Annotated in this window: 18 protein-coding genes and 1 pseudogene; 4 read left to right on the top strand and 15 right to left on the bottom strand. The window is 31.2% G+C overall.

The annotated features are described in order from the left end of the window. Nucleotides 1-6 precede the first annotated feature (6 nt). Nucleotides 7-1,407, top strand: a complete 1,401-nt coding sequence (locus tag HGI79_RS01990) for a LysM peptidoglycan-binding domain-containing protein (RefSeq protein WP_185649048.1) — start codon at nt 7-9, stop codon at nt 1,405-1,407. 163 nt (nt 1,408-1,570) lie between these two features. Here the strand turns inward: HGI79_RS01990 and HGI79_RS01985 are convergent, their stop codons facing one another. After that, nucleotides 1,571-2,632, bottom strand: a complete 1,062-nt coding sequence (locus HGI79_RS01985) for a GerMN domain-containing protein (RefSeq protein ID WP_185649047.1) — start codon at nt 2,630-2,632, stop codon at nt 1,571-1,573. 182 nt (nt 2,633-2,814) lie between these two features. Here HGI79_RS01985 and HGI79_RS23115 point away from each other — a divergent pair, with 182 nt between their 5' ends. Next, nucleotides 2,815-2,943 carry a hypothetical protein gene (locus tag HGI79_RS23115; protein ID WP_278046672.1) on the top strand — a complete coding sequence of 43 codons (129 nt, stop codon included), beginning with the start codon at nt 2,815-2,817 and terminating at the stop codon, nt 2,941-2,943. A gap of 454 nt (nt 2,944-3,397) precedes the next feature. Here HGI79_RS23115 and HGI79_RS01980 read toward each other — a convergent pair whose 3' ends face one another. From HGI79_RS01980 to HGI79_RS01965, 4 genes and pseudogenes are all read right to left on the bottom strand, one after another. Continuing rightward, the gene (locus HGI79_RS01980) at nt 3,398-3,655 is read right to left on the bottom strand and encodes a hypothetical protein (RefSeq protein ID WP_241428128.1); all 258 of its coding nucleotides are present in this window, start codon (nt 3,653-3,655) and stop codon (nt 3,398-3,400) included. Then, nucleotides 3,656-4,009, bottom strand: a pseudogene (locus HGI79_RS01975) (transposase); the annotation flags it as partial. A 40-nt stretch (nt 4,010-4,049) separates the two neighbouring features. Continuing rightward, nucleotides 4,050-4,397: a site-specific integrase gene (locus HGI79_RS01970; protein WP_185649044.1), complete on the bottom strand. Its 348-nt coding sequence runs from the start codon at nt 4,395-4,397 to the stop codon at nt 4,050-4,052. Nucleotides 4,398-4,833: 436 nt separating this feature from the next. After that, a complete protein-coding gene (locus HGI79_RS01965) occupies nt 4,834-5,166 on the bottom strand; it encodes a MerR family transcriptional regulator (protein ID WP_185649043.1) in 333 nt (110 codons plus the stop codon). Nucleotides 5,167-5,471: 305 nt separating this feature from the next. Here HGI79_RS01965 and HGI79_RS01960 point away from each other — a divergent pair, with 305 nt between their 5' ends. Together HGI79_RS01960 and HGI79_RS01955 are read left to right on the top strand one after the other, a co-directional pair. Next, nucleotides 5,472-6,674: an MFS transporter gene (locus HGI79_RS01960; protein ID WP_241428117.1), complete on the top strand. Its 1,203-nt coding sequence runs from the start codon at nt 5,472-5,474 to the stop codon at nt 6,672-6,674. A gap of 125 nt (nt 6,675-6,799) precedes the next feature. Further along, nucleotides 6,800-7,360, top strand: a complete 561-nt coding sequence (locus HGI79_RS01955) for a YcdB/YcdC domain-containing protein (protein WP_185649042.1) — start codon at nt 6,800-6,802, stop codon at nt 7,358-7,360. A 45-nt stretch (nt 7,361-7,405) separates the two neighbouring features. Here HGI79_RS01955 and tnpC read toward each other — a convergent pair whose 3' ends face one another. From tnpC to HGI79_RS01905, 10 genes are all read right to left on the bottom strand, one after another. Next, a complete protein-coding gene (gene tnpC, locus HGI79_RS01950; RefSeq protein ID WP_395939494.1) occupies nt 7,406-8,983 on the bottom strand; it encodes an IS66 family transposase in 1,578 nt (525 codons plus the stop codon). 109 nt (nt 8,984-9,092) lie between these two features. Beyond that, nucleotides 9,093-9,446 carry an IS66 family insertion sequence element accessory protein TnpB gene (gene tnpB / locus HGI79_RS01945; protein ID WP_313885170.1) on the bottom strand — a complete coding sequence of 118 codons (354 nt, stop codon included), beginning with the start codon at nt 9,444-9,446 and terminating at the stop codon, nt 9,093-9,095. Beyond that, nucleotides 9,440-9,745, bottom strand: a complete 306-nt coding sequence (gene tnpA, locus HGI79_RS01940) for an IS66 family insertion sequence element accessory protein TnpA (RefSeq protein WP_185649040.1) — start codon at nt 9,743-9,745, stop codon at nt 9,440-9,442. Before tnpA ends, tnpB begins: the two co-directional genes overlap by 7 nt. A 533-nt stretch (nt 9,746-10,278) precedes the next feature. Further along, the gene (locus HGI79_RS01935; protein WP_185649039.1) at nt 10,279-11,229 is read right to left on the bottom strand and encodes a DUF2971 domain-containing protein; all 951 of its coding nucleotides are present in this window, start codon (nt 11,227-11,229) and stop codon (nt 10,279-10,281) included. A 266-nt stretch (nt 11,230-11,495) separates the two neighbouring features. After that, nucleotides 11,496-12,821 (bottom strand): DEAD/DEAH box helicase, encoded by a 1,326-nt coding sequence (locus HGI79_RS01930; protein ID WP_241428115.1) that lies wholly within the window; start codon nt 12,819-12,821, stop codon nt 11,496-11,498. A 309-nt stretch (nt 12,822-13,130) separates the two neighbouring features. Next, nucleotides 13,131-14,285: an IS91 family transposase gene (locus tag HGI79_RS01925; protein WP_185649037.1), complete on the bottom strand. Its 1,155-nt coding sequence runs from the start codon at nt 14,283-14,285 to the stop codon at nt 13,131-13,133. Nucleotides 14,286-14,288: 3 nt separating this feature from the next. Next, a complete protein-coding gene (locus tag HGI79_RS01920) occupies nt 14,289-15,137 on the bottom strand; it encodes a tyrosine-type recombinase/integrase (RefSeq protein WP_185649036.1) in 849 nt (282 codons plus the stop codon). Between the two features lie 126 nt (nt 15,138-15,263). Continuing rightward, nucleotides 15,264-15,842, bottom strand: a complete 579-nt coding sequence (locus tag HGI79_RS01915) for a nuclease-related domain-containing protein (RefSeq protein WP_185649035.1) — start codon at nt 15,840-15,842, stop codon at nt 15,264-15,266. 464 nt (nt 15,843-16,306) lie between these two features. Continuing rightward, the gene (locus HGI79_RS22630) at nt 16,307-17,389 is read right to left on the bottom strand and encodes a hypothetical protein (RefSeq protein WP_241428114.1); all 1,083 of its coding nucleotides are present in this window, start codon (nt 17,387-17,389) and stop codon (nt 16,307-16,309) included. Between the two features lie 198 nt (nt 17,390-17,587). Then, nucleotides 17,588-17,734: a hypothetical protein gene (locus HGI79_RS01905; protein WP_185649034.1), complete on the bottom strand. Its 147-nt coding sequence runs from the start codon at nt 17,732-17,734 to the stop codon at nt 17,588-17,590. Between the last annotated feature and the right edge of the window lie 12 nt (nt 17,735-17,746).

Raw genomic sequence — 17,746 nt, 5'->3', positions numbered from 1 at the left:
AATCCTATGCAAATATTTTATACCGTTCGTTCAGGTGACACACTTAATAGTATAGCCAGACGCTTTAATATTCCACTCATTTCCCTTATAAATTCAAACAATCTTACAGCACCCTATATAATCTATATAGGACAACAGTTATCAATGCCTCCTGGTGTAACTACTTATGTTGTAAAACCTGGTGAATCTATTTTCCTTATATCACAAATTTATGGTGTGCCCGCCAGAATAATCATAGAAGCAAATGGAATTGCCCCCCCATATACCATAGTACCCGGACAAATTCTGATTATTCCTCAAGGAGTACCCTACTATATTATTAGACCAGGTGACACTCTTTATAAAATTGCAGCAAAATATAATGTTATACTTAACGGACAACCAAGGCCTGATCTTATAATAAAAGCAAACCCTGGTCTTACTTCCTCTATAATACCAGGTATGATCATTGGAATTCCATATCCACCACCTGGTGGTACAGGAAGATTGGCTGTAATATTAAATGACGATATTAAATCTTACTTGGGACTGTATGAACCAAATACCGGTAAACTAAGTACTATGCCTATAGACGAAGCAGGTGAAACATCACGGATATTTTGGTCCCCAGATCAGACTCGAACTGCATATATAGGAAACTCTGGCATTATCTCTATCATAGACTTTACAACAATGAGAGTTTCGAAAATTGATCAAACCACTGTTCCAGGGTTTATTGATTGGGCTCCAGATAGCAGAAGGATCGTTTACTCTGATAACAAAATCATTAGAATCTATGACGTTTTAAACAATACATTCAAAACAATCAATCGCCCAGAAACTTCATACGTTCAATGGTTCCCAAATGGTACTGAACTGCTATATGAGGCAAAGGATAAATCAAATATTAGTCAGCTTTACAGAAATAATTTAGATGGAACTAATGAAATGCAAATCACAAATAACGATAATTGGCCTTTAAACAATGTAAGACTATCTCCAAATGGTAAATTTGTTTTATATACTACACCTGGTGTCAGTATATCAGAAATTTATACACTGGAACTTTCTACAAGGAACATATATAAAATTCCTGGTGGTCCTGAAGCAAAAAATTACTATCCAACCTGGTCTCCAGATTCAAGTAAAATAGCTTACAGTTCAACCCAATTTATAAACGGGAAATATTATTCATTAATTAGGTTATCTGGAGTAAAAGGTGAAGGTGACTCTACCGTGGCGATTTCCAGCTGTTATTCTACACCTGTAACTTGGTCTCCTGACAGTAGAAAGATTGCTTACTTATCAGGGTGCAGAGATGAATACCGTCCTGTTGAAGTTTGGAGTATAGATATAATAAAGTTAGTCCCAATTAATCTATTAAGTGGGTTCACCTTTTATAGCCTTGATTGGTCGCCTACAAGATAATGCACGAGTAATCTGGTATAAGATGTCATTAGGGACTAAGGTTTATTAGTTAATCAATTGTTAAGCACAGTTTTTGTTATTAAACCTTATTTATATAAAATTAGAAAAGCTGAAGAATATCCATCATTTATTCTCCAGCTTTTGATTAAATTTTAAGCTCAATCTATTTAATCTCAATGGCATCTTCATACTTTACTTTAATACATTCACCTTTTTTCATAGCTATATGACCAGATTGATATAATTTATTATCTATTGTCAAAATGACCTTTTGTGAGTTGTAATACTTACCAAAAGTGTTCGCAATACTTTTAAGAATCATTTGTTCATATCCCGATCCGCCATTCATATCATTTAAGAATGCACTATTTAGATCTATATAAACTGCATTGTCTTTATTTAAATATAGGCTGTTAATTTTTGTATTCTTAGAAAATACTTTTCCTAAATTATTGTTTACTGGCTCTTTGTAAGCTGTCTCTAAAACTTGCTTAGTTATATCATTAGTTTTAAAACTTATATCTTTATTTTTATAGTAAATTTTATCATCATTAATATTAGGGTAGAAAAAACTAATTCTTTGTACTAATGAAGCATTTTCCTCAATTTTACTTAGTGAAGATATTATTTCAGATTCTCCAGAGATAAATACTGATTTTATTAAACCAACATTTTTTGCATAATAATCAATAGTTTTATCCTTTGGACCTTTAGTCTCAACTTCGATGGCTTTATAGCTACCTGATGGAGTTGTTATATCAACTGAAGTACTAGTTATTGTTCTTACTCTTGAATCCTTAAGAGTCCAAGTTGTACCTTTTGCCAGTGGTTCCATCAAAAGAATTTCTTCTTCATCTCCCTTTGCCCCTAAAAGGTTTTCTCTATAATATGCTTCTTCTCTTGATAACAACTTTGTAAGCTTACCATCCTTTAATTCCATAACCTTAGCTGTCACTGTACCGCCGTTATCCACTCTTTGTTGGACTTTACCTTCTGAAGTATAGTCTATATACACATTATAAGATGCATATTCATTTCCCTTCCCCTGGTATGTGTATCTCACATTATTCTTAATTGGAAAGTAATCCTTAATTTCTAATAATTGAGATGTAGGGGCATTACTTTGATTATTAACATTACTACTATTATCTTTATTTGGACCTACACAACCAGAAAGTAAAACAAGCAGCAAACCTATACTAATTAATGTAAAAACTTTTTTCACTTTTAACACCACCTTTACGATAAAGTATGATCAAATAATGACTCTTGTCTATGGTAAATTCGGCACCATACCCATTTCAATGATTTTATCATATTTTCTACAACATAGGAAGCATTACAGTATGGAACACCAACTGTCATATCTTCTTTCTTACCGCTTACAATAATTACTGTAGGTGCTCCATGATAAAAAATATGACTTATGAACAATATTTACAGGTACTTACTGCATCTGAACCAAGCAATAACTGCCCAGTTCGAAAATCCTTGGAATTATTTAATGGCAAGTGGGGAGAAATGTATCTGTCATAAACTAAAAGAGAAATGTTGCTTTTGCAATTAGATATATTTCTCTTTTTTGCATCATCTTATAATAATATCCTAATTTTCCGGTTTACCTTATTAAACTCTAGCATAATTACAGAATCACTAAAATATAAAAAAGTGCCATCATTTGAATAGATTTGGATTCTGAAGTTGAGCCGCAAAAATAAACAGCTTAATTTTAGAATCTTTTTTTGATTTTATTATAAAGCTGCTCAATTTCAGAAACAAATTATAGAACGAAACCGCCGCAGGTACTATGGGATTTCAATAATCCCCATTTTCCTACGATAAACCTTACAAGTTTAATTTTATCACAATATTTAGTACAATATTATAAAGTATTCCTGAAAATTTTAAGGTTTTACTTAATTATTGATACACTTCCCCCTCCCCATAGCCACATAAACTATTTCTATTTTTATATAGTTTTAGCTTTTGCTTATTCTGGTGGTTCACTAATTGTAGGATTCAACTTTTTCTTTGTTACCATTTTTCCACTGCAGCAAGGGCAAATGTTAATATCTACACCAGTTAATTTAAACAACAGCTCCGCTGAATTTAATTTCTTCTGACTATCAATTTTGATAGTGGAAACTTTAAGGATCTTCTTACATTTTTTCAGCTTGGTTAGTCTATTTCTATTGCTTAAAATCCCATAATGTCTTATTTTCACAAACTTACTTGGTAAAATATGCATCAGAAACCTACGAATAAACTCCTCAGCAGTAACTGTCATATATTTTTCTTTGTTGTTATCTCTATAATCTCTCTATTTGAATACAACCAGCCCATTTTCAAATGCTACTATCTTATTATTAGAAATGGCTGCTCTGTGAGTATACCTGCCTAAATACTCCAATACATGCTCTGCACTACCAAAAGGTGGTTTACAATATACAACCCATTCTTTATTATAAACTCTATCGACAAAGCCCCGAAAAATATCTTTTCGTCTCAAATCTTCCATTTCATCATTAAATTTTAAATTATTGCTATAGTAATCTTTTTTTAAATAGTGCAAGAATTTTCCACGGAACTTTCGTGATAACACTTTAACTGGTATAAAAAAACCATCCTTAGAATTTATCCATCTACTCCCGTCCAAAGATATCTTTAATTTCCTGTGGAGATAGTACTACAGGCATTCTTCTACGTTCTTTGACTCTAGATAACTTTTCAATGTTCCATTGTCTATTAAGAACTTTAGTATAAAAAAATCTTAAGCTTGCATTACAATAATTTACAGTACCTTCACTTAATTTCTTTTTAGTGATACAATAATGTAAGTAATCTCGTATTTCATTTTCACCTAATAATTCAGGTGATTTATTATGGAATTTAGCAAAGTTACTAACATGGAGGATATAATTTTTTATAGTCTTTGGACTGTATCCCCTAAGCTCCATTTCAACTTTCATTCTGTTTCTTAATTCTGACATGATTAACACTCCTCATTATGTATTTTTTTGCACAAAATAATAAATGAAGTGTTTGTCATATATAAGAGGTACTTACTTTTCAGTAAATACCTCTTTGTATTATTTTATCTTTGATTTTATCACTAACTAAAAAAGTAAGTAGAATCCGCCACCGCTTATGCGGTTTAGTTCTATAAAACTAAAGTCACCAAATGGAGAAGTAAATGATAAAGATAGAAAATGAAGCGTTAATAGAACAATTGAAAGGAAGTGAAGGTAAATAAATAATATTATATTGTAACTTCTATGTTATATCTCCTCAAGACTTGAACAAAATGCAAAGAACGAGAAAAAATAATATACAATATCTTGATATTTGTTGAAGTATACTTCATAAAAATTAATTTCCAATAAAATAGAAATAGCAGCTCAAGCATGAGTTGCTATTTCTATTTTATTATTTTTTTTCTGTATTGCGATTGGCAAGTTTTACAAACACCTCGTTTATTGTTCTCATTCGTTCCTCAACTTTCTTCGCTGCTGCGTCCAAGGTAAAACCATCATCTATAAGTTCTTTTACCAAAAGAATTTTTTTGATGTTAAGGTAGTTGTACTTCCTTGTTGTCCCTTCCCCTTCTTTGGAAGATTGAATGATACCTTTTTCCTCCCAGTATCGAATTTGTCTTTGTGGAACTCCTGTAATATCTGACACTTCCCCGATTCCAACAACCAATTTACCTAATAAATCAAAATCTAATAAGATGTCTTCTAATTGTTCGTTTCCGTTCATAAAATAACCACCTTCTATTTATAGTTTTCCTTGAAAATATTCTACGATATTTAAAATTTTTTTACAACACAAAAAATATATTGACATGTTTTGTAAGTATGTTACAATATATGTAGTTAAGTTACAATACATAATTTAACATTCACCTAAAATATAAGGAGTGGTTTTATGCATATTAATAAACGTCGATTATTAATAGGGTTTTACTGATGAACTAAAAAATATCCTTTATAATTTTGTGTGCAGAGCAAAAAGTATATTTTTTCTTTCAAATTTTTTTATGGAATAAAGAGGGGGTTTCAGATTTGGCAAAACTAGCTTATAAAGTAGAACAAATTACTAATACAGAAAAAAATTATAATTTGATGACATCAATACTTGTATGGTGTGGATTGGTTGTTGTCTCAAGTTTGTATATCACTATTCCAATGGTATCAATTTTTTCAAATATGTTTAGAGTAGTACCATCCCAAGCTTCATGGACCACTAGCGCTTTTTCATTTGCATATGCAGTTGGATTCTTACTTTTTGCACCTTTATCTGAAAAATATGGTAGGAAGCAAATGATGTTAGTTGGATTGATTGCTTTGTTTGTTATAACACCAATATTAGGGTTTGTTAACCAACTTTCTTTAATTGTAATATTACGTGCTATTCAAGGATTAGCGGCTTCGACCTTTGGACCTGCTGTGCTTTCTTATGTTGTAGAAATGTTTCCAATTGAAAAAAGAGTAACAACTATAGGGTTTGTCAGCACAGGATTTTTAATGGCAGGGATTGTGGGGCAGGTTTTTAGTAGTATAGTGAGTCAAAACCTAGGTTGGTCAAGCGTTTTCTACTTCCTTGGGGTTATTTATCTGTTGAGTGCAGTCTTATTAACAGGATTGGTCCCGAAAGATGAGATTCTACAAAAAAAAGTAAGTGTACTGGCTCAATTTAAGCAAATGGGAACTTTACTTTTTAAGAGAAATTTTTTCTTTTGTTATTTTATAACTATTACGCTATTACTTTCGTTTGTTGGTATGTACACAGCCTTGGGAAGTTATTTAAGCCGATCTCCATTTGGATTGAATAGCAATCAAATTCTTGTGGTTAGAACTACAGGGATTATTGGAATGCTACTATCACCTCTTGCTGGAAAATTAGTAGCAAGGTTTGGAGTAAGGATGGTTCTGCAAGGAGGTTTAATGCTAGCAACTGTTGGGATTGGCCTTATTGGTACAAGTTCTAGTCTTCCTTTTCTTGTTACTATGAGTGTTATTTTTGTTGGAGGAATTTCGGTTACTGTACCAACACTTATTTCTTTGATTGGAAACCTAGGTGGAGAATCTCGTGGAGTAGCTGTGTCATTATACACATTTATTTTATTCATTGGAGCAACTCTCGGACCGATAGTGGCATTAAATCTACTTAAAACAGGCAGTTACATCTTAACATTTGAGATATTAGCTGCTATTTTGTGTATTGGTTTCTTTTTATCTTTTATTGTAAGAATAAACGAAAAATAACTCTTGTAAATGTATTTAATAAAAATTTATAGAAGAAATTTTATAATTTTAGATTATATTAGACTTATATAGTTCGGGATGTCATATGTAAACTTTTAAAAGTTAAATAAAGTAAAAATAATGAGGTGATTAGTAACATGGAAAATAATATACCTACAATTAATATGAATTTAGATAAAGCTAGCAAGGAACAAGAATATAGTGAATCGTTGGAACGAGTGTTGGAATTGTTGTCAGTTCCAGAAGGATATAAATTAAAAGATGTTCAAAATCAAAAACAAAATGGAGTAGATATTTGGGTTTTCCGATATGAAAAAAGTTCAGGAGAAAATAATGGTTTAGATGGTGAACATTTTTCTTTTGTTGTTGAAAAAAGCAACAATAAAATACTTGGATTTACATGGATGGATCAAAGTTTGTCAACAGATGAGCTTCCAAGTAAAGAGGAAACAAAAGCAGCTGCCAAAGCATTTTTAGATAAGATTGAACCCGGTATGTTTGAAAAACTGAAAAATCTATGGATAGACAAGCATGACGAAATTATTACCTTGAAGGATGAAAGAAATAGCGAAAGTGTTAATATCACTGTATCAGGCATGAAATACAAATGTTATTTGGAAGATAAGAACAATTATGCTTGGGTAATCGTCGGTTCTGATTGTAAGGTAATTACATTTGAACAGTAAGCGGTTAACAACTAATCACATTGACAATTGTTAACCGCTTATTTTTCAATCTTTCTTCTTTAAGTAACATTCCTTAGGGAGATTTCCCCAAGGAAAAAGAAATTCAAATACATCTGGATTATTTTCGAAATCTGAGTTAGGCATTTTTTCAAATAAATATGTAAGATAGTTGAAAGGGTTTAGCCCATTTTCCTTTGCTGTTTCCATAATGCTATATATTATTGCACTTGATTTAGCTCCACGAACAGTGTCAGCAAACAAAAAGTTTTTACGACCAATAACAAAAGGCTTAATGCTTCTTTCAGCTCTGTTATTGCTTATTTCACATCTTCCATCTAGGAGATAGTTTTGTAAGTACTTCCATTGGTCTAGTGTGTAGTTTACCGCCTTTCCTAGAGCTGTCTTTGGAAGTACCTTGCACTCTTTTAACCATGACAAAAAGTCTTCCAAAATAGGTTTTGAAAGTTTTTGACGTTTTTTATACCTTTCTTCAGCTGTAAGGTTAGCAAGGTCTCTTTCTATGGCAAAAAGCTTATCGCAATAGTTCTTGCCGGCTAAGGCTTTAGAACCTATTTGCTCTGAAGGCCTCATGGATTTAAGAGCTTCATCAAATTTGCGCCTAGCATGGCTCCAGCATCCACATACTGTGATGTTCTTTGAAAGACTGTGATATGCACCATATCCGTCTGTATGTAGATATCCCTTAAAGCCTTCTAAGAATTCTTTAGGCCTTTTGCCAGTCCTATCGGGCTGATATTCATATAGGACTATTGGTTTTTCAGTATCTCCACTAGTTCTATAAAGCCACATATATGAGTTAGACTGTGGAGTTTTGCCAGGTTCTTTTAGAACTTGAAGCACAGTTTCATCTGCATAAATAACATCTCCACTTATAAGAATTTCTCTCATTGCAGAGTATAATGGCGCTAGCCAGTCACTTGCACATCTTATAACCCAGTTAGCCATAGTTTGCCTGGAAATCTCTATACCAAGTCTTTCGAATTCCTTTTCTTGACGATACAATGGCATTGCATTAACATATTTTTGAGACATAATATATGCCACTGTTGATGGGGAAGCGATACTTCCTTTGATAACAGGTTCTGCTGATGCTGCTTTAATGATAGGAGTTCCATCGCTATACTTTTCGCAATCCCTACAGGAATAAACATAGCTTACATGCTCTACTACCTTTACTTCAGCTGGAATTATTTTTAGTTCTCTTCTCACATTTTTACCCATAATGTGCATATTGCTACCACATTCGGGGCAGACTTGTTCTTTATCAGAGAGATAGTATTCCACAACTTCTACAGGTAAGTCAGATAACATTTCATCCTTCTTACCAACTCGTTTCTTTCTCTTATACTTGATTTCTTCAAGTTCAGTCTCTGAAATGCGATCATCTGATTCTTTTTCGAATTCGTTAAATACACTTAGCTGATCATACTCACTTTTTTCACTTGATGCTCCAAATTTCTTATGTTTCGATAGTGTTATCTGCTCCATCATCCAGGCTATCTTATTTTCTAAGAGTTTAATTTGAGCTTCTTGTGACTTACAAGTTTCTTCTAAGTTCTTAATATATTCAGTTTGATTTTCCTTATTATTCTCTACATTCATCATGTGTAAATTATACCATATTTCAACCTAAAAAGACATAATAAGGCAAGTAAAAAACTGAAATCCTTTGAAACCGGCTCTCGCCTACTTTCATATGAAAATTAAGAACCTAAATCAATAATCTTTCGTTAACTTCTTTATGGGCTTTAGGTTGATCTATTGATAAACCATCAAGAAGCCATCTTAGTTCTCTTTCAGTAATACTTTTGACCTCATTTTCATTTGAAGGCCATTTAAATTTACCTTTTTCTAAGCGCTTATAATATAACCAAAAGCCAGAATACTCCCAATGCAGTATTTTGATTTTATCTTTATTCTTGTTACAAAATATAAATAAACTATTTGAAAATGGATCTAGCTTGAATCTCATTTGAACAATGGCAGCTAATCCATCAATAGATTTTCTCATATCTGTCGATCCGCAGGCGAGATATACTTGACCAGAATTAGAAAAGCTTAGCACAGCTTCATTACCACGCTTAAAATATCACCTAATGTTTCTTTATCAAATCCACTTTTAATATCTAAAGTAACAGCTCCTATTTTCAATGAAATTGGTGATGTTTCAATGCTTTTAGAAATTGTTATTAGTCCCCACTTTTGTTCTGAAGATTCAGCTTCGCTGCTAAATTTTTTTAGATATGGATAGATGGAGCTTTTGCTAATGCCTTTTTCCTTACACCAAGCTGTTAAATTAAGACCACTTGCTTTATACTCTTTTACTAACACCATCCATTGTTCTTGAGATTTCCTATTTCTCATCCAAATTACCTCCTATCTTCATAGGAGTATTATCCCATCATTTTTCTAATTGCACTAGGTGACGAGTTATTTGACGCTTACGTTATAACAATATCTTCCTTATGTTAGCTTATGAAATTAACGCCAGACAAGTAAGTTTAATAACTAAGGCTACTTTCGCATTTATTTACAGTACAGTTCACCATAAGCTATTCTAAACTTTGCTAAGCATTGAACTAGCTATCCTTATCATCTTAACTTCCCATTATAGACATAATTAATTATACCTAACAAATATTAGACACGTCACATATTAACTAGTTGTATATATTTTAAAGCTATAGTATACAGCTCTAACAACAACACTAAAAATCATACCCAATTTTAGACATACCATTAACATTCCTCTATAGCAAGCAGAAACTTCCAGTTTCTGCAATAGTGTCAGACCCTATTGCGAGAGTTTACCTCGAGCTTGCTACTAGCTAAAACGAACTTGAGTGCATTGTTATACGACGACTATACCGGAAACTTTGCACTAAGTACCCTATTCATTACTTTAACCTATATGATGATTTTGAATTATTAAAACGAATATTACGTGCATTATAACCATATTTACTCAACAAGAAGAAAATATCTTCTTCGGTTACTCGTGAACTAGGCCCAATATTAATCTCTGTTATAATATCTTTGATAATCAACTTATCAAACGCTAAATCAGCATAACCAATTATCTGATCATCTCTAGCAAAATAATTAAGTGGATTCAAAACGTAGTTATTAAATCTTTTTTTCTGAGTAAAAATTTCTTTTAAGTCACCGTCAAAAGATTCAGTAGTCATATCCGGAGAATATATAATTCTTACTTCATCTTCTTCTTTAAAAGACGGATTTTTCATGTAGCAACTAATCTCAGCTAAATCATCACAAACAACTTCGCAGAAAGCATCAAATTCTTCAACAAAATACTGGTTAAAATCATCACTCATTCTAACCTTGTCACATTCAAAAATGTTTTTCATGTAGTTAATTGCGTTTTCAACAGCAAATTCTATTTCCTCTACCTGTTCATCTAATTCATATAAAACATCTTCAAAATAAACTTTATTCTTTCTGCTTATAGCTTTAGAAATTAACTTTGAATTAAACCCAATTGAAACCCCTTTTCCATTATTTCCATATGCTCTCCACTGACTTAATAAATCTCCATTTCTTGAAAAACACGTAATATAACTTGAACTCTCAACATAATGTTTAAGCATATCAAGGATAAACGCAAGGTGATTATGTATTCCCTTATCATACCAATAATCTTCTTTTAAATTAATAGAAATTTCATTTTTCTCAAATGCTTTAATAAGTGAATCTTCTAAAATATTAAGTATCCATTTTCGTTCCATATAATCATTTGTTTTACTTAAATCACACAATCTTAAACTTTTATTTGAAATTATAGCTATAAATGTATCTAAGCTACAATAATGATAAAAACATCTGCTCATATAAACGTCCATTATGTAATAGGTATAGTTGTCATATAACTACGGTATTTCTGAAACTCTTAAAACAAGTATTCATATTCACTTTTTCAACTGCGCATTATAGACATAATTAACTATACCTAATAAACATCAGACACATCACATATTAACTAGTTATATATATTTTAAAGCTATAGTATACAGCTCTAACAACAATAAATAAAAATCATACCCAATTTTAGACATACCATTTACATTCCTCTATACAATTAAACTACTCATCACATCTATATCCCAAACAAATTCTTTATCTTAGAAAACAATCCCCCCTGACTCTTCCTCTCACTACTTTCCTCTCTCGCCGCAGCCACCATATCCCTTACTTCCTTGCTACTTTCTTCATCCGCAGATATCTTTATCTTAGCCTTTATCAAATCCTCAACGATACTATTGTTAACACTATAAGTAACCTTTAAAACATCCCTAGCCCTAGTCATCCCAACATATAGCAGCTTTTTAGACTCCTCTATACTATCCAGCAATCTGTCATTAATACCACAAATAAACACATACTTAAAATCTAAGCCCTTTATACTATGAATTGTAGATATATTTACTGTGCCGTTATCTAGTTTAAATTTTGATTTAGTGTTGCCGCTCTTGCTAATAACAAAATAAGGTATACCTTTGCTTTTGAAAACTTCCTCTAGAATATTTAAATAGTTCATATTCTTATAACTGCTGTGAATATAGGCCACACAAATATCACCATAATCTACACCCGATTGTTTTAGCCTTATAATATTCATTGCAATTTTATTTATCTCTCCATAGAAATCCTCACAATATATTAAATCAGGTTGTACACCTTCTCTTAAGCTGTTGTCAGGTGTAATTATAAAGTTATTGTCTTCTTCATTTATACTTTCTTTTAATAATCCGTCAGATAAGAAAGTATGAGCAAAGTTTAGTATTTGTTTTGTGTTTCTATAGTTTTCACGCATTATGGTTGTTCTACCAGCTGCTTTTATTCCTACAGATTTAAGGGTATATTTTCTGTTATATAAGTTCTGTGCTCCATCAGATGCTAACATAAGGTGACTATGTTCTGGATTTCTCAACATCCTAACTATAAACTCCAGCCATTCTTTCTCTAAGTCTTGTCCTTCATCAATCAATATAGCATCATACTTTGATATATCCTTTAACATATCCTCTGATATTTTTAATATATTTTCACTAATTTCTTTATCTCTAAATAACCCACTACTTAACTTTAGTGAGCTGAAAATCTTATTTATCCATCCGTGGAAATGTATAACCTCAGCATTTTGGAAGTTATCATCAACTATAGAGTTTCTTAAATAGTTTGCAAGGGTTTTATTATAACATAATACTAATATGTTCCAATCTCTATGAGCTTCTGCTAAATATCTTGCTCTGCATATTAGTATAACTGTTTTTCCACTTCCAGCTACTCCCCTGATAACTCTGTGTCCATAACCTAATCCTTTAGCCATTTTCTCCTGATTTAAATTCATGACCTTAAAAACAGCTTCATTATCATTGGATAACTTTACCTCCTTAAATAAGTTACCTCTGACCCTATCCATTACATCTTTTGAGTTGGCTTGATTGCGATGTTGAGGGTAGAAAAATAGCATATACATAAGCACTTACAAGTAGTTTAGACTTGGTTTATGCGTAAATATATGCATCTCAATATCGCAATCAATTATTAGAACGGAATCGCTAAAAGCGGCGAAGCCTTCTATGGGTATTCAAAATTTCACTACAAGTTCTAAAACATTAAATTTAATTGATATTAATATATTTTTATTCAAAAAACTAACAATATAACCTATTTTAGTATATAACATCCCCCTCCCCATTATCAAGTGCTTATTCACTTTTGCTTATATTTATGGTGGCAAAGCACTTCGAGGCATTATTTTTCCTAGCTTTATTAAATTTCCCTTCTCACACTTTTTACACTTACCTATTTCAATTCCAGTTAACTTAAAAAACAGCTCCGCTGAAGACAGATTCTCAAGCTCTTTAGGCTTAATTCTAAAGATTTCTATGCAGCGTTTGAATTTTAAGTTTTTATTTCTATTTCCTAAAATACCATAATGTCTTATTTTTACAAACCTATCGGGTAATATATGCATCGAAAATCTTCTGATAAATTCCTCTGGTTTTAAAGACATTATTTTCTCTTTACTTTTTTCTTTATAATCTCTCCACTTAAATATAACATTTTCATTATCAACTTTAATAATTCTATTATTAGAAATAGCAACTCTGTGAGTATATCTACCTAAATACTGCAATACATATTCTGCACTACTAAATGGTGCTTTACTATAAACAATCCATTCTTTTTTATATAGACTATCTTTAAATGCATTAAATATATCCCTAAACTGCAATTCCTTAATCTTCGTAGGAAATTTAAGTCTAGTTCTTTTATAAAGTTCATTTAAGTAAAATAGATATTTCCCTCTAAACATTTGAGAAAGTACTTTTACTGGAATAAAAAATTTCTTCTTTGACTTTATCCATCTGCTATTATCAAGGCTCAAACCGCCACCAGGAACTATGCAATGTATGTGAGGATGATACATTAAATTTTGCCCCCACGTATGCAAAATAGTTGTAAAGCCTATATTTGCATTTAAATATTTTTTAGCTTTCGCTAATTTTAGTAAGGTCTCTGAAACAGCTGTGAACAAAATAGAGTACATTTCTTTTTGGTTAAACAATGTTAAAGAATTTAACTGTTCTGGTATAGTAAAAACAATATGAAAGTAGTGAGTTGGTAATAATGCCTTGCTCCTTTCATAAATCCACATTTCCTTGGCGAAAGCCTGACATTTTGGACAATGTCGATTTCTACAAGAGTTATATGAAATTTTAGTTTCCCCACACTCATCACATTCATATACATGACCTCCAAGTGCAGCAGTCCTGCAATATTTAATCGAATATAATGCTTTTAGAATATTAGATGGAAGTTTTCTTGACTTAATATAAGACTCTCCATGCAACTCAATGATATTTTGAAGTGAATTCATAAATTAGTCCAGCGTATCTAAAGGACTTGTTACTTTTAACGTTTGATAATCCCTTACATGCAAATATATTGAAGTTGTTTTCATATTTGAATGTCCCAGTAATGCTTGAATAGTTACCAAATCAACGCCACTATTCATTAGATGAGTTGCAAAAGAATGTCTTAAAGTATGTGGCGAAGCCTTCTTATTTATTCCAGCCTTTAGCAATGCTTTATCCATAGCATGTTCTATACAACGATTGCTTAGTGGTTTCTTTGTTTGTCTAGATATAAATAAATAATCCTCCGGAGAATAATTTTTATATCCAAACTTCTTCCAGTATATTCTTAGTAACTCTAAATTCTTTTGGGATAATAAGGTATATCGTTCTTTGTTACGCTTACCACTTCTAACTCTAATTTTCATTTCAGCACTTATAATATCAGATATTCTTAGGTTTATAACCTCGCTAACGCGTAAGCCTCCTGAATAAATAGTTGATAAAATTGCTTTGTGCTTTAAATAAGTAGTAGACTCTAATAAAAGCCTTACTTCTTCTTTCGTTAAGTATTTAGGCAGTTTCTTATCATATCTTAGTCTCGGAACTCTTAAATCACTCCATGTTCCTTCAAGGGTTACAACATAAAAGAATTTTAGAGTGCTATTAATATAATTTACAGTTCCCCTGCATAATTTTTTTACATTTATGCAATAATCTAAATAGTTGATAACATCTTGCTCGCCTAAGAACTCGGGTGGTTGATTACAAAATTTAGAGAAACTTTTCATAGTCAATACCATATTTTTAATGGTATTCTGGCTACGCCCTCGAATTTCTAGGTCTTTAATCATTTTGTCAATTTTTTTATACATTTTATCACTCCTTTAAAAGGTGTGTAAAATGTGAGAAGCGAAGCTTCCTTGAGAAAGAAACTTCGCTTCTTATTTTTTCCATATAAGTATTAATTTAATCAGTAGCAAGCTATCGCTTTTAGCGATTTAGTTCAATGATATTCTTCCGAACTCAAATTTAACTGGGATCATATTTTTTAGCATTACTTGCAGTCTTTCTTTAATAAAGTTATCTTCAAGCTCCTTCAGATCATCCGCAAATATTACACATTTTTCATCTATAGTACCTGAAAACCCACTAGATAAAAAGGTTTTTCTATTTATCTTACTGAATACTACTCCACATCCAAAGGTAAAGCATAAATTACTTTTATACTCACCTTGGTTTTGCAGCAAACCTTTGTCTTTTTTCAATTCATTAATCATATTAAACATGTATTCTCTTGCTTGTTTTAGTGGATTGGTCTTTGTACCTAATGTACTTAGTGTATATGTATTAGCATTTGCACTTTCTATAGAGCTTAATGCCCAATCCTTTACTTCCAAAACTACAAGACCTAGGTCTGGTCCTAGAATTATAAAATCTGGATATCTGCCGTTCACTCTTAAGTCATACCATATAATGTAGTCTGATGGTAAATTGTTTTTTAATATTTTAAATAACCGTTTTTCTCCTGCTGTAGCACTATCTAAAGCACTTATACTTTCTGGAATCATTACTGCCATAGTTATCACCTCTTAAACTGTCATACTGTCTTTTAGGAATATTAAACTCCAAATTTTGATACTGAAACCAACTTTTCTTACATTTTACCATACAAAGTAAAAAATTTGTATAATTATCTACATATTGAAATCATATACAACAAAAAAGCACAGTAAACCTTATACTGCACTTTTTGTTAACCATTCCTCGTAAACTTATTATTACTTAATATTCCAAATGCCTTTTCTATCTTCCCGTGCTTCCCCTATAAATTTCCTATTATAGTTCTTTAATAAACACCTATAACTTGAGATATACCTTGATTATAAATCTCAATAATTTTGCCTTCACTCATGACGTGTAACTACCTTTATCATTAAATTTTCAAAATATTCGTATGAAAGTAGTTTAACTTTCTAGATTTCAACAAAAAAAACGAGTGGAACCTGGTACCCTTATGGGAGTGATCCACCCGAACTTACTTCTATTGCATTTTTTTGCTTCCTATTTGTTTTATCAATTCTAAAATCTTATTTTCATCTAGCTTTGTATACTTTTTAATTTTTTCTATAGGCTCTCCGTCTTTAATCATTTCTGTTGCTGTTTCTATTTTTTCTTCTATTCTTCCTTCTATTTTCCCTTTTTGTATTCCTCTTTCCTCAACCTTAGGATCATAAAAGCTCTTTACCATTTCTTTAACCTCCTCATCAAAATCTGTATATTTCCCGTACATACTTAAAAAGTAAGAATTTATATTTTCAATTGCAGATGTCATTTCATCATAATCCACTAGAGTTATCTTACCTTTATTATACGATAAATCTATAGCTTTTAAAGTATCTCCTATAATTATTTTCAATTCATTATATACATCAATCATCTTACTTTTCTTTTTTTCAAAGACTAAGTCACTTTTGCTTATTCCATACATTTTCTTCCTTAACCTAAATATTTGTAGTGGCAGCAATAGATACATGTTTTCTTTTAAAAGTTTATCGATATTATAATCAAAATACTTTAGCAACTTACAACTATAAGTAACTGTATTTTGTTTTGGTATCTCTATTTCTAAAGAAATCTCATCAGGTATATCTTTATCTTCTTCTATAACTATAAGATATGGTTCTGGAATTTTTATCTTTACTTTACCTTCTTTTATATTCTTATAATCTGTAATTTTTACAGCTCTTTCAAAGCCATATCTAAACATTCTTATAGCCATGTTATTTTCATAAATGGTTTGAAATTCTATTTCGTATTCATAAATATTTTCTTGATCTATAACTCTTATGTACATATCAGCATAAAAGCTTATGTATCTGCTGCTTTTTTTATGAAAATTGTTTATTTCCTTATCTCCATAATACAATTTAGCATCATAGCTTATGTTATCCTTATAAGCTGAGTTAAGAAAATCAATAATTGGAACCTTATTTTTCAGAGTAAATAATTGCTTCAAAATTTTATCCATCTGGAGGCTAAATTTCTTTTCTTCTTTACTACCATAGTTGTTGTTTTCTTCTTTTAATAATAAAGAGTAATTTTCTTTTATACAGGAATAAACCATACTATATCCCCTTTCCGACTTTTATAGATATAGTATGGTTTATTTTACCATGTTTTATACAAACATTCGTTCTCTAAAATTATTTTATTATATATTAGTTTACTTTAGACTTAATTAACATAATTTGTTGCTTGTTAACTATTCCTCGTAAACTTATCATTACTTAATATTCCAAATACCTTTTCTATATTCCCGTGCTTACTTGCCATAAGCCTCTTGCCTCATGGTACTTTCTGGACAGTTTATACCTATGAATCTAATTCTTTCTTTAATACCATTGTCCAATTTAACTACTACTGTATCACCATCTACAGTTGCACATATAACAGCCTTTCGAAATATCATAAAAATTCCCTC

The sequence above is a fragment of the Clostridium sp. DJ247 genome (assembly GCF_014231265.1).
This window is presented reverse-complemented; position numbering and strand designations above follow the sequence as displayed.

Excerpts from the sequence above, each read along its gene's own strand:
- tnpC (WP_395939494.1), bottom strand. The coding sequence starts at position 8,983 with ATGAATGTAGAGAATAATAAGGAAAATCAAACTGAATATATTAAGAAC.
- HGI79_RS01905 (WP_185649034.1), bottom strand. The coding sequence starts at position 17,734 with ATGATATTTCGAAAGGCTGTTATATGTGCAACTGTAGATGGTGATACA.
- HGI79_RS01930 (WP_241428115.1), bottom strand. The coding sequence starts at position 12,821 with ATGGATAGGGTCAGAGGTAACTTATTTAAGGAGGTAAAGTTATCCAAT.
- HGI79_RS01920 (WP_185649036.1), bottom strand. The coding sequence starts at position 15,137 with ATGTATAAAAAAATTGACAAAATGATTAAAGACCTAGAAATTCGAGGG.
- HGI79_RS01925 (WP_185649037.1), bottom strand. The coding sequence starts at position 14,285 with ATGAATTCACTTCAAAATATCATTGAGTTGCATGGAGAGTCTTATATT.
- HGI79_RS23115 (WP_278046672.1), top strand. The coding sequence starts at position 2,815 with ATGATAAAAAATATGACTTATGAACAATATTTACAGGTACTTACTGCA.
- tnpA (WP_185649040.1), bottom strand. The coding sequence starts at position 9,745 with ATGAGAAATAGGAAATCTCAAGAACAATGGATGGTGTTAGTAAAAGAG.
- HGI79_RS01970 (WP_185649044.1), bottom strand. The coding sequence starts at position 4,397 with ATGTCAGAATTAAGAAACAGAATGAAAGTTGAAATGGAGCTTAGGGGA.
- HGI79_RS01935 (WP_185649039.1), bottom strand. The coding sequence starts at position 11,229 with ATGAGCAGATGTTTTTATCATTATTGTAGCTTAGATACATTTATAGCT.
- HGI79_RS22630 (WP_241428114.1), bottom strand. The coding sequence starts at position 17,389 with ATGGTTTATTCCTGTATAAAAGAAAATTACTCTTTATTATTAAAAGAA.
- HGI79_RS01915 (WP_185649035.1), bottom strand. The coding sequence starts at position 15,842 with ATGGCAGTAATGATTCCAGAAAGTATAAGTGCTTTAGATAGTGCTACA.
- HGI79_RS01965 (WP_185649043.1), bottom strand. The coding sequence starts at position 5,166 with ATGAACGGAAACGAACAATTAGAAGACATCTTATTAGATTTTGATTTA.
- HGI79_RS01980 (WP_241428128.1), bottom strand. The coding sequence starts at position 3,655 with ATGCATATTTTACCAAGTAAGTTTGTGAAAATAAGACATTATGGGATT.
- HGI79_RS01990 (WP_185649048.1), top strand. The coding sequence starts at position 7 with ATGCAAATATTTTATACCGTTCGTTCAGGTGACACACTTAATAGTATA.